This is a genomic window from Aquimarina rhabdastrellae (genome assembly GCA_947387485.1).
GTDB lineage: Bacteria > Bacteroidota > Bacteroidia > Flavobacteriales > Flavobacteriaceae > Aquimarina.
Window position 1 is genome coordinate 13,657 of the sequence record CANDNT010000010.1, and the last position, 12,435, is coordinate 26,091.

Annotated in this window: 10 protein-coding genes; 5 read left to right on the forward strand and 5 right to left on the reverse strand. The window is 30.7% G+C overall.

All coding sequences use genetic code 11. From position 1 onward, the window contains the following. Nucleotides 1-201 precede the first annotated feature (201 nt). From ACYEKI_RS14405 to ACYEKI_RS14415, 3 genes are all read left to right on the forward strand, one after another. A complete protein-coding gene (locus tag ACYEKI_RS14405; RefSeq protein WP_459211899.1) occupies nt 202-1,230 on the forward strand; it encodes an amidohydrolase family protein in 1,029 nt (342 codons plus the stop codon). Between the two features lie 111 nt (nt 1,231-1,341). After that, nucleotides 1,342-1,695, forward strand: a complete 354-nt coding sequence (locus ACYEKI_RS14410) for a hypothetical protein (RefSeq protein ID WP_459211900.1) — start codon at nt 1,342-1,344, stop codon at nt 1,693-1,695. A 284-nt stretch (nt 1,696-1,979) separates the two neighbouring features. Then, nucleotides 1,980-2,399 carry a CBS domain-containing protein gene (locus tag ACYEKI_RS14415; RefSeq protein WP_459211901.1) on the forward strand — a complete coding sequence of 140 codons (420 nt, stop codon included), beginning with the start codon at nt 1,980-1,982 and terminating at the stop codon, nt 2,397-2,399. 238 nt (nt 2,400-2,637) lie between these two features. Here ACYEKI_RS14415 and ACYEKI_RS14420 read toward each other — a convergent pair whose 3' ends face one another. The 3 genes from ACYEKI_RS14420 to ACYEKI_RS14430 form a co-directional block, all read right to left on the reverse strand. Continuing rightward, the gene (locus tag ACYEKI_RS14420) at nt 2,638-5,061 is read right to left on the reverse strand and encodes a DUF4114 domain-containing protein (RefSeq protein ID WP_459211902.1); all 2,424 of its coding nucleotides are present in this window, start codon (nt 5,059-5,061) and stop codon (nt 2,638-2,640) included. A 135-nt stretch (nt 5,062-5,196) separates the two neighbouring features. Further along, nucleotides 5,197-5,955, reverse strand: a complete 759-nt coding sequence (locus ACYEKI_RS14425; RefSeq protein ID WP_459211903.1) for a LytR/AlgR family response regulator transcription factor — start codon at nt 5,953-5,955, stop codon at nt 5,197-5,199. Further along, on the reverse strand, nt 5,952-6,980 hold the full coding sequence (locus tag ACYEKI_RS14430; protein WP_459211904.1) for a sensor histidine kinase: 1,029 nt from the start codon (nt 6,978-6,980) through the stop codon (nt 5,952-5,954). The genes ACYEKI_RS14425 and ACYEKI_RS14430 overlap by 4 nt, the downstream gene beginning before the upstream one ends. Nucleotides 6,981-7,241: 261 nt before the next feature. Here ACYEKI_RS14430 and ACYEKI_RS14435 point away from each other — a divergent pair, with 261 nt between their 5' ends. Then, nucleotides 7,242-9,605, forward strand: coding sequence for a TonB-dependent receptor (locus tag ACYEKI_RS14435; protein WP_459211905.1), 2,364 nt, complete (start codon nt 7,242-7,244; stop codon nt 9,603-9,605). Nucleotides 9,606-9,609: 4 nt separating this feature from the next. Continuing rightward, nucleotides 9,610-10,452 (forward strand): DUF4249 domain-containing protein, encoded by an 843-nt coding sequence (locus ACYEKI_RS14440; protein ID WP_459211906.1) that lies wholly within the window; start codon nt 9,610-9,612, stop codon nt 10,450-10,452. Nucleotides 10,453-10,515: 63 nt separating this feature from the next. On the opposite strand, the gene ACYEKI_RS14445 is transcribed toward ACYEKI_RS14440, so the two are convergent. Next, entirely contained in the window at nt 10,516-11,172 is a 657-nt protein-coding gene (locus ACYEKI_RS14445; RefSeq protein ID WP_459211907.1) for a VOC family protein, read from the reverse strand. Nucleotides 11,173-11,294: 122 nt separating this feature from the next. Then, the gene (locus tag ACYEKI_RS14450; protein ID WP_459211908.1) at nt 11,295-12,419 is read right to left on the reverse strand and encodes a hypothetical protein; all 1,125 of its coding nucleotides are present in this window, start codon (nt 12,417-12,419) and stop codon (nt 11,295-11,297) included. Between the last annotated feature and the right edge of the window lie 16 nt (nt 12,420-12,435).

Below are 12,435 nucleotides of genomic sequence, written 5' to 3' on the forward strand. Positions count from 1 at the left end.
TTAAAGTTAAAACATTATTATATTGATTTAATGGGGGTTAACTAGTATTTATAGAGATGGTACTCTTTTTTAACATAAAATGTTAAGTTTTTTAGTTGGCTTATCGAAAACAGTATCTTTAAAATAAAATATTTTATGGTTCTACGTTTGTTCTTATTATGTGTCTGTTTATGCTTTAGTATACTTTCATTTGCTCAAAAAATGGATTTTGAAGCCTATGACCCACCTTCAACTTTAGTAGTACCAGAACATCAAATTACCAAAGCTAAATTTCCTTTTATCGATGTACATAATCATCAATTTAGAATGCCTACTCAAAACCTTAACGATCTAGTTGCAGAAATGGATAAACTTAATATGGCTGTAATGATTAATTTGTCTGGTAGAGGTCGTGGGTCAGAAAAGCATTTATTTGGTGCTCTGGATAATGTCAAAAAAACTGCACCTAATCGTTTTATTGTCTTTACTAATATTGATTTGAATGGAATTGATGATCCTAATTGGACAAAAAATACAGTAGCTCAAATTGAACGTGATGTTGCTAAAGGAGCTAACGGTTTAAAAATCTATAAAAGTCAAGGAATGGATAATACCGATAGTAAAGGTAATCGTATAAAAATTAGCGATCCTAGGATAGGTCCTGTTTGGGAAAAGTGTGGAGAGCTTGGCATTCCTGTATTAATTCATGCGGCAGACCCTAAACCATTTTGGGATGATCACGATCATAATAATGAGCGATGGCTAGAGTTAAAACTAAGACCTAGAAGAAAAAGAGATGCAAAAGTTACTGGTAGTTGGCAAACTATAATCGATGAGCAGCATACTATCTTTAGACGACATAAAAACACCAAGTTTATCAATGCGCATTTAGGTTGGTATGGTAATAATCTTAAAAAGCTTGGAGAATTAATGGACGAAATGCCTAATATGTATACCGAAATAGGTGCTGTAATTGCAGAATTAGGTAGGCAACCTCGCAATGCCAAACAATTTTTAACCAAATATCAAGATCGTGTAATGTTTGGTAAGGATTCATGGAAACCTAAAGAGTATTATACCTATTTTAGAGTATTAGAATCTAATGATGAATATTTCCCTTATTATAAACGTTATCACGCATTCTGGAAAATGTATGGTTTGGATTTAGATGATGAAGTCTTGCGTAAAATTTATTATAAAAATGCTTTAAAAGTGATTCCTAATATTGATAAGAGTTTATTTCCACAATAAAAGTTGTTATAATTAAATCTAATACATTCCTATAAGTGGTCAATTCTATTAATCTAGATGATTTCTTTAATCTATTTATAAGCCTTATATTGCATTAACAATTATCAACTTATGAAACAGCTTATCACTCTTTCTACTTGCGCTTTAATATTCATAGGATTATTTTCTTGTGGATCTGCTCAAAAAAAGGATGCCACTTCTCAAGATACTACCGAAATTAAGGAAACTGAACGTTCTATCTCTGGAATAGTGCAATCTATTGAAAATGGTAAAGATGGTTATACGGCTGTAGTCAAAACTGCTAATAACGAATTGTATACTGTTTTAATAAGTATTCCTAATTTAGGGAAAAACAATCAATATCGTAGGTTTAAAGTCAACGAAGAAATCGCTGTTAAAGGTGAATATTGGACTCTAGGAAACGAAAAACGTATAACTGTAAGAGAAATTTTAAATTTATTTTAAACACTCTTTTTGTTTAAACTTAATAATTAAAACTATATAAGACTATTGATAGAAAACAATAGTCTTTTTTATAAAATTGTTTTGCTTTAAAACTGCTCATTTTTTGCAAAAGACCAAATAACCCTCTTTACATCAACATATTATCTTATTTTTTCTGTACTATAAAAATACGGTTTAACCTTATATTTAAATACAGATAAAATATCTAAAAATACTATGACTATTGTCATCATTTTACTGCTCTTTTGATACTACTTTTAGTATAGAAATTAAAACCAGAGATCATGAAAAAAAGAGTTCCAGTTTCACAGATAATGACAACTGATTTGATTTTATTAAATCTTACAGATAGTCTAGAAAAAGCAGAAATACTATTTAAAAAACATAAAATACGACATATTCCTGTTGTAAGTGGTAGTTCTATCGTAGGAATTGTAAGTTATACAGACATACTACGTATAAGTTTTGCTGATGTAGTTGAAGAAAGTGATAGCGATGTTGAGACAGTTGTATACAATATGTTCAGTATTGCTCAAGTAATGGCAAAAACACCTATGACAGTATCTCCAAGCACTACTGTTAAAGAAGTTGTAGAAATATTAATAAAGCAAGAGTTTCACGCCTTGCCTGTAGTAGAAAATAATGAATTAGTAGGTATTGTAACGACTACTGATTTAATGAAATATTTATTAGAACAATATTAGTTTTAGGATTATCATTAGGTTTCAATTAAAAGGGCGCTTAACTGTAAATCAATATACATTGACACACATATTATTAATCATCAAAGAATTCATCTATTTCTGTGGCTAGTAAATCATTTAATTCTTTAATTAATAAAAAATATATTGTCTTTTAAGCGTTCTTTTAAAATCAAAAAATAAAGGGTAAGCATATATACTTACCCTTTACTCAATCAAATCAAACCAAAAAATAAAATAATCAATCAATCAAAAAACTACTATTAAATATCTTGTTGTTATCGTCTATAATACGATAGCTATAAAGTCCTCTAGCTAAGTTGTCATTTATAAAAGTAACTTGCTGTCCGTCTTCTTTTGTTTTTAATTCTTTATGGTATATTCTTCTTCCTAACATATCTACAACAGTAAGTGTAACATACCTTGAGCTATTAGGTAATTTTATTGTTGTTTTTCCTCTAAATGGATTAGGATAGTTATATACTTGTTCTTTTACTATTACAGTTTCTTCTGTTACAGATAAGGTTTCTTGCACGTCAAACGTTACATTATTCACTTCTAATTCAAATGAATTGAATGTACTATAGTCACCTTGTATAGAGAAGACCACGCTACGTATGTTTTGAATTTCTTCTGCTACATTATTGGCATTTAAAAATTCTTCAAAAAGGATAGTACGTCTCTCTGTCTCTTCATAAGCTGGTAGTGTATATCGTAACCTATTGTTCCAATCTTCAAGGTTTTCGGTTACCAAAATAACTTCTACAGGTCTTGTATTTTTTATATCAAAAGTAATCGCTTCATATTCACTCGCATCTAGTGTAAGGTCACCTGCCAAAATATTTCGGAATACATTGAATGTACCTTTAACCTCTCCTATAACTTCAATACCACGTTCAATTACATATGTATCAGTGTTTGCATTTATCACCTCATCTTGTGCCATAATGTCGATTACATCAACTATTGCTTCTTCATCCAAATGATCTACACCCCAAGGTCCATCTGCAAGATATAAAGCATCACTTCTATTAGAGTTCTCGGCTACAAGAGATAATCCTGCATCAAATAAATATCCTGTAGGTACTGTTACTGTTTGTGTCCATTCTCCATTAAGTGAAATTTCTTTTGAATAGTCTTCACGTTCAGAAAATTCTGTTCTAGCAATACTTGCATTAATATTTGCATAGGATGCATTAGATTTATTCGTTAGTACTAATTCTAATGTTCCATTTTGATATTTCCCTTCACTTATAAATACTGTAGGAACTCTATCTTCTACCACATCTGCTGTAACTACTTTTTCTTGCTGTAAAGTCCTTATTATTTCGTTTGCTAGCGTCGCCACTTGTCCTACAGAACATCCCCATAATTGAAAATTTATATAAGATCCAGCAGGATACTCTTCAATATTCCATCTACTGTGTAATTTGTATTCTTGAGGATTCTCTTGAATAGAGAAACTTACTGCATATTCAATATTTCCATTATCACGCTCTATTACTGCATAAATAACTTGATATCCTTGAATGTTTACGTTACGTACATCTTTTAGTTTTGAACCATTTAAACGATCACAAATCATTTTTGAATGATCATAAACACTGGTTGCTGTTCGTGTCGCTAATCCTGCTGATACTCTTTTATCTCCATTGTAATAATCTACAGCAAAAACTTCAGTTGCATTAGTGATTTCTAACAAGTCACCTGGGCTAGATACATAAGGCGTCTCGGTATAAAACATTCCTGTTTGTGGGAAATAATGATCCAATGTACTGGTTCCACTGCTACTCCTCCGATATGGAGTTTGCGAGGATTTTTTATTAAGTGCTGTATTGTTTTTTGCTCTTTTAAAATTTCGCTTAGCAATTAATGTAGCTAGATTTCCATTGCTTTCTAATCCTCCATTATTTGCAGAGTAGATATCTGTAGCAGAGTCAACATCTGCATAATTATTAGTTGTCATCGCACTATAAGGACTTGCTGTAATATAGAATACTGCATCATTAAAATCATTATCACAAGACCCATAATCTCTACGGATGTCCTCAAAACCTAATATCACTCTTTCATTTTCTGGGTCTTGCAATAATACATTATGGTATCTCAAATCTGGATTACTTTCTGGGTTGTAATCTGGGTTAGAATACAACTGCCAGTATCCTGATGTTACTTGCTGTCCATTCCAGGCATTGGCTAGTAAAACCCAGCCAATACCTGTTCCTGCTTCAAAATTTCCTATCTTAACTTTATTACCTGCTTCTAATCCTCCACCACTACCTAGTGCCGATACATTAGGAAAAATAATTGTTATATCTTCTGGATCTGGTACTGTAGGTGATGGATTATTTATATCATATGTATAAAATCCTAAAACATTTCTGTATCCTGCTCCTTCACTTACAAAAGTTACCCAGATATCGGCATCTTCTTGCAGCATAATATCCGTATCATATCCTGACGAAATATAATGTGGGTTATATTCTGGCACCGGGTAACTTTCTGGTAAAGAACTATCTATCAATTCTAGTGTTTCTACACTAACTATATCGTTATCATCTAAATATAATGGAGTTCCATTTGAAGTATAACTTCCTAAATAATTATAGTTTTGAGCACTTATTGTTGTTATGCTTAATATCGTAAGTAGTAGTAGGTATCTCATAACTTGTTCATTTTGGTTACCTCAAAACTACAGCAGAATACCTCTTTTTTATTTCATTTTTCGATGAATGAATCTTAAGTGTAGACGAATAGATTCATTTTTAAAACAAATCGTAACAAACAGAAATACAATATTTTAAAATCCTAAATAATCTTTTAAAGCATCTTTATACGATTTTCCTATAGGCAATTTCATCTTACCTATTTCTACAGTATTTCCTTCAATTGTTTTAATATTATTTAGTGCAATAATATAGGATCTATGGATTCTTAAAAATCTATTTTTAGGAAGTGTGTCTTCTAAATTTCTAAGCGTATTTAAACTCAAAATCTTTGTATTGTCATTGAGATAAAAACTCACATACTCAAGAGCCCCTTCTATATACAAAATGTCACTAAAAGCTATACGATGGATTTTCTTATCAGACTTAATGGTTATAAAGTCTTCAGTATTATCTAAATTATTTATGTGGTTATGTTTTACTTGATCAAAAGAATTATCATCATAAGCACTAGCTTTTCTTTTTATAGTTATTAATTCTTTAATCTTGTTGGCTGCTTGAATAAACCTAGGGAAAGATATAGGTTTAACGATATAATCATTCACATTAAGCTGGTAACCTTCTAGCGCATATTCTGGATATGCTGAGGTAATGACAGTACATGTTTTTTGCTCTATAGATTTTAAGAAATCAATCCCCGTAATTTCGGGCATTTGTATATCTAGAAAAAGAATATCAACATTACCATTTTCAATTAAAGAAAGGGCTTCTAGCGGAGACTCAAAAGAACCAATACATTTTAGATACGGAATGCGTTGTATATATTGTTCTAATAAATTTCTTGCCAAAACCTCATCATCTACAATAACACATTGTACATATTCTCCTATCATGTCAATTCAATTTTTAAAATTACTTTAAAAGTATCTTGATCTTGTATAGATAATTTATGTTTATCTGGGTAAATTAAATTTAATCGTTTTTTTACATTATCAAGTCCTATTCCTCCTTCTCCTACAAGCATATGCGCTCTGCTCATTTGTGGTTTACTATTTTCTATTTCAAAACTTAAAGATTTCGCTTCAAAATGCACTTTAATGTTTACAAATCCTGTTTTATCTTTTTCAATTAGGCTATGCTTAAAGCTGTTTTCGATAAACGGAATAAGAATCATTGGAGCTATCTTTATTTGTAGGTCTTTAGTTTCAGGAATATTATAACTTATATTTTGTTCATGTGTTGTTTTTATTTGCTGAAAAATTATATAATGCTCGATATAACTTAATTCTTTTATTAATGGTATGTAATCTTCTTTACAGTCATACAAGACAAACCGAAGCATATCTGATAATGATAAAATTTGATCTGGAGCGTTCTCATTACCAGAGTATGTTAGTGAATAAATGTTATTTAAAGCATTAAATAAGAAATGAGGATTAATTTGAGATTTTAAAAATTTAAGCTCATTATCTACGTTTTCTCTTTTAAGCTCTTCAAACTTCTTTTGTAATTTTATTTGATGCCGTTGTAAACCTATAGAAAGACTCACAAAAAAAGCTAGCCCCATTATAATAGAGTAAAAGAAATATCGTAAAATCCCATCTGGTTCATGATCATTTATATTATCTCCTTCATCTGCAAAAAAACCTTCTGGAATAAACAAACTATCTGTTAAGTATATCCCTAAAAGTATACTAAACCAGAATATAATAACGTATTTATAATATTTTTTTGAATTATTTTCATCATAATATCTAGGCAATAAAAACTCTAAATTACCGTAGAAAACAATCACTTGTAACCCTGTAAAAAACATAGCCACAGCAATTGGGTATTTATCATCTGTATTTAAGGAAACAAAGAAAAAGAATAGCCAAACTAAAATCCAGCCCCATATACTTCTTAAAATATTCATCATCTTGAAAGTAGTTGTTTTTACAATAAGCTCAGTTTTTTAATTATAGTAAAGCTATTTAATTTTAACCTTATATTTTCCTAAGGTATCTCTTTTTCTATTAACTGTTATTTTTATACTATTAATTTAAGCTTTTCGTCAATAAATTAAGTAATACTACGTTTCTTTACATTAATAGAGGGAAACCCTCATTTCATAGATTTTTTTTTTAATAACTATTCCTTTCAATCATTTTTGATTTGCTAAACTCTTCAAGATTACTATATGAAGCACTTAAGAATCATGTTATTTTTATGTATGATAGTTCCTTTGGCTATACATGCTCAACAGAAACATAGTATCAGTGGTACTATAAAAGACATCAATAATGGGGAAACACTCCTGGGAGCAACTGTTTATTTAAAAGATACCTCTATAGGTACTGTTACCAATGAGTACGGTTTCTTTTCTATTACTGCACCAGCAGGTTCCTACACTATTGTTATCAATTATATCGGGTATGATGATATTACAAAAACTATCACACTCGATAAAGATCAAAAATTAAACTTTGAATTGACTACTAGTGTTGCTCAATTAGATGAGGTGGTTGTTACTGCTGACGAAACTAAACGTATCAACATTAAAAAGCCAGAAATGAGTACAATTAAACTCAAAGCTGCACAGATTAAACAAATACCTGTAGCATTGGGTGAAGTAGATTTATTAAAATCCATTCAGTTATTACCTGGAGTTTCTAATGGTGGTGAAGGTACTGGTGGTTTTAATGTAAGAGGTGGTGCTGCCGATCAAAACCTTGTATTACTTGATGAAGCTATTATCTATAACACTTCTCACCTATTTGGATTCTTTTCAGTTTTTAATGCAGATGCAATTAAGGATTTAAAATTGTATAAAGGAGGGATTCCTGCTCAATTTGGTGGTCGTGCTTCTTCAGTTTTAGACGTACGTCAAAAAGATGGTAACAGTAAAAACTTTAAACTTACTGGAGGAATTGGATTGGTTTCAAGTCGATTGGCTATAGAGGGTCCTACCATTAAAGACAAAGGTTCTTTTTTACTAGCTGGTAGAGCTTCTTATGCACATTTATTTCTAAGTGATAATAGTGCTAATTTCTACGATATTAATTTTAAAACGAATTACGAATTCGATGAAAAAAATAAAGTATACTTATCCGGATATTTAGGTAGAGATGGATTAGAGTTCGGGAGTTCGTTTAATAATACTTATGGAAACTTTTCTGGAAACCTAAGGTGGAATCATATTTTTAATGATAAGCTTTTCTCAAATCTTTCATTGATTTATAGTAATTACGATTACAATTTAACCTTAGATTTTATTGGTCTGGATTGGAAATCTGACATCGCTAATTACAATCTTAAGTATGATATGAATTATTATATGAATAATAAACTTAAGTTTCGTATGGGGGTTAGTGGTATTTATTATGATTTCAATCCTGGAGAAGTTGCTCCTGCCAATGAGGAATCTAGTATTAATTACAGAAAACTAGATGATAAGACTGCTCTAGAAACTGGTATATACATTAGTGCCGAGCATAAAATTACTGATAAATTAACTGCATCTTATGGTTTACGCTATAGCAACTTTTTAAGATTAGGTGCTCAACCTTTAAGTGTTTATGCAAATGATTTACCAGTAATCTATAATGCAGATTTAGGTATTTATGAGCGTGCAGATGCTATAGGTGTTGTTGATTATGGTAGTGGTGAAACTATCGAAACTTTTGGTAATCTAGAGCCTCGTCTTGCTTTATCTTATCAATTAAATAGTTCATCATCGGTTAAGCTTAGTTACAATCGTATGGCACAGTATTTACATTTAATTTCTAATACGGCTTCTGTTACGCCTCTTGATGTTTGGGCACCTAGCGGAAAATATATAAAGCCTCAAATAGCTGATCAATATGCTGTAGGATATTTTAAAAACTTTAAAGACAATGTATATTCTCTAGAAGTCGAAGCTTATTATAAAACAATCGATAACCGCGTAGATTATATCGATGGTTCTGATATTATTGCTAATAATACGATAGAAACCGAAATCCTAAATGGTGAAGCGCGTTCTTATGGTTTAGAAATTTTGGCAAAAAAGAACACTGGTCGCCTTACAGGATGGTTAGCTTATACTTTATCAAAATCTGAACAACGTACATTGGGTGGTGCTTCTGGTGGTCCTGGAGTCAATAATGGAGATTGGTATAATACTGCTTATGACCGTACACATGATATTTCGCTTACTGCTAATTATAAATTAAATGAAAAATGGAGCGTAGGTACAAACTTTGTTTTTCAAACAGGAAGACCTGTTACCTATCCTAATGGGCAATTTGAATATCAAGGATTATCAATTCCTAGTTATGATAGTAGAAATGCAAACAGATTGCCTGCTTATCACAGGTTAGACATTTCTGCAACTTATAAGCCTAACAGGCGTCCTAATAAAAAATGGAAAGGCGAATGGGTTTTTGGTATCTATAACCTCTATAATCGAACAAATGCCAACTCAATATCTTTTGGACAAAATACCGATACTGGGCTTAATGAAGCTACTAAGACCTATATTTTTGGGATACTTCCTGCTATTACTTACAACTTTAAATTTTAGACTTATGACCACTATAGCAAAATATTTATTTCCAATAATCATTGTTGCTCTTACTTTGGTTTCTTGCGAAGAAACTGTAGATATTGATGTTCCAGAAGGAGCACCTCGATTAGTTATTGAAGCTGATATATTATGGGAAAAAGGAACTGTAGGTAATGAGCAAAATATAAAATTGAGTTTATCTACTCCATTTTTTGATACTACACCTGTACCTGTAACAGATGCTACTATAACGCTTACAAAAAATGATGACCAAAGTAGTATATCTTTTATTCATCAAAATGATGGTATCTATACCACTTCTAATTTTGTTCCTCAAATAGGACAAACTTATACGCTAGAAGTAGTTCATGATAATGAGACTTATATTGCTACTGAATCCATGATTACTGTACCCGAAATTAATAGAGTAGAACAAAGTCTTACTAATGAATTTGGCAGTGAACTTATAGAAATTAGTGCTTATTATGATGATCCTGCAGATGAAGATAATTTTTATAGCGCTCGATTTAGTGCTCAAGATGAATTGTTACCTACTATTTTTTCTCAAGATGATGAGTTTTCAAACGGAAATGAAATGTCTTTTGATTGGACTAATGAAGATGAGGATGAAAATGATGACTTAGAAGTTGGAGATATTGTAGCTATTGAAATTTCTGGTATTTCTGAACGCTACTATAACTATTTAGATTTATTATTAGAACAATCTGGAGGTGACGGAGGTCCTTTTGGTAGTACGCCCGCTGCTTTAAGAGGAAATTGCGTTAACCAAACAAATCCAGATCATTACCCCCAAGGTTATTTTAGGTTAAGTGAAGTTGTGAGAACAACTTATACGGTACAATAAAAGACACCTACCCTAGATTTTTAGAGTGCCCAAATTATAAAATCACTTTATATGTTTTTATAATTATAGGGTACTCTCAATCTTTTCTCCATTAAACTTAAAATTAAAAGTTCCTTTAATTTCAAATGGGCTACTGTATACTATGTCATCCTGAGGATACCATTTTTTCTTATTCTTATCTATTAAAATAAATAATCCTTCCTCATCTCCTAAGGCACAAAAGCGATCAAAACCATCATCAAAAATCGCTATTTCCTTTATTTTGTTGATTTCGCTATACAATAATTCTATATTGCTTGTCGGTATTCCTATCTCACTTACATTAAGTATTTGACTGCTATCAAATCGTTGTTTAGTTTCTTGTTTTAGATTTTTTCTTGCAATAAACTCAACTATATTATTTGCCTTATCATAAAAATAAATAGCTACTGCATTCCACGCTTTAAAATTTGCTATAGGTTTTCCTTCAACATCCATCACTACTACTCTTTCTTTTAACCAACATAAAGCTTCTTCTATTTTATTGGCTGGAATATTAAAAGCAAAATGATATGTTTTTGCGTTCTTATTATATTTAAAAGTCAATATAGAAGTTCCTGCTTTTATCGAGAAGCTAGTTGTTGATTTTTCTACTACTTTTAAATTCAATATCTGAGTATAAAATTCATATTGCTGCTCTATTGCAGTTGTTTCCAGTATTAATTCTTCTATTTTCATCATGCTAGTATTAAGGTATACTAAACTACTATTTATAAACAGTTTATTTTCATGATTTTAATAGCTATAAAAAAAGCAGCTATAAATTAGATTTATAACTGCTCATTAACACTTTAAAAATTATACTATCGTTTACCAAATCCTGTAATTAATTGGAATGTAACACCCCAATCTGCATTAGCATCTTTTTGATAGTTTACAAAATGGTTTAGTCTTAATCGAGTATGTGGTGATAACACATAAGAAAAACTATTTATCCATTGTCCATTTAAGGTATTAGCTAATCCTGAATCTTTAGGATTTGCAATTAATACTCCATTTGAAATATTAAATATGAATCTTCCTTTGAAATAATATTCGATATTACCTTGAAAATTATAATTTGTTTCATCTGATCGGTGATCAACTACCGTATTTCCTATAGCCGCTTGTCCTCCAATTTTCCAGCTCTCACTTATTTTTTTCATCAGATCAAATCCTATTCTATTAATTTGTCGAGTATCGTTTTCTGTATCTTCTAATCGCCCTGACATCGCTATAAGTCCATATTCAAAACTCTTAAAATTAGGTGTCCCTATACGTCCTGTAACTAACCATGTTCCTCTATATTCTGGTTCAATAACATTCCATTCGTCGCCTAAATCATTAGAAAACCACGCCAATGGTTTACTAATTGTTCCTCCAATAGTAGCTCCTATTTCTGCATCAAAATTTTTCGAAATTGGACTTCTAAAAAAGACTCCTGCATCTTGGTTAAATCCTATATCTTGTTTAGTCACATTAGCTGTAAAATTTGATACAGGATCTATCTTAGGGTTAAGTCCAAATCTCACCGAATTATATCCTACAAATAGCTTAGTTCGATCCCATTTTGTTTTAAAATTAAGTCCTAAATTTTGCAGTCTTAAACTATAAACATCTGCTCTAGTATTTTTATCACTAAAACCTCCGTTAAATTGTAATGATACTCTAGCTGCAAAATTATTTATAGCCATAAATGTGGTATATCCTTTTTGTAACTGTCTTTGATTCTTTGATAAGAATCGATATGTAATATTATTTGAAGGACCTACGTTTGAAAGATCAAAATAGTTTTCATCTCCTTCATTAAAATATCCAATATGAAAGTTTGTTTGTAAATAATGAAACTTTGTTTTTTGTTTATCTCTTTTTATTGATTGCTGTGCGTAAAATTTCGTTGGTAATGTAAAAAAAAGACATACCAATCCTATCATGAATGTTTTATTCATTTTTTTATTAATAATG

Coding starts and splice junctions, on each gene's coding strand:
- ACYEKI_RS14420 (WP_459211902.1), bottom strand. CDS start 5,061: ATGAGATACCTACTACTACTTACGATATTAAGCATAACAACAATAAGT.
- ACYEKI_RS14405 (WP_459211899.1), top strand. CDS start 202: ATGGATTTTGAAGCCTATGACCCACCTTCAACTTTAGTAGTACCAGAA.
- ACYEKI_RS14440 (WP_459211906.1), top strand. CDS start 9,610: ATGACCACTATAGCAAAATATTTATTTCCAATAATCATTGTTGCTCTT.
- ACYEKI_RS14425 (WP_459211903.1), bottom strand. CDS start 5,955: ATGATAGGAGAATATGTACAATGTGTTATTGTAGATGATGAGGTTTTG.
- ACYEKI_RS14445 (WP_459211907.1), bottom strand. CDS start 11,172: ATGATGAAAATAGAAGAATTAATACTGGAAACAACTGCAATAGAGCAG.
- ACYEKI_RS14450 (WP_459211908.1), bottom strand. CDS start 12,419: ATGAATAAAACATTCATGATAGGATTGGTATGTCTTTTTTTTACATTA.
- ACYEKI_RS14435 (WP_459211905.1), top strand. CDS start 7,242: ATGAAGCACTTAAGAATCATGTTATTTTTATGTATGATAGTTCCTTTG.
- ACYEKI_RS14415 (WP_459211901.1), top strand. CDS start 1,980: ATGAAAAAAAGAGTTCCAGTTTCACAGATAATGACAACTGATTTGATT.
- ACYEKI_RS14410 (WP_459211900.1), top strand. CDS start 1,342: ATGAAACAGCTTATCACTCTTTCTACTTGCGCTTTAATATTCATAGGA.
- ACYEKI_RS14430 (WP_459211904.1), bottom strand. CDS start 6,980: ATGATGAATATTTTAAGAAGTATATGGGGCTGGATTTTAGTTTGGCTA.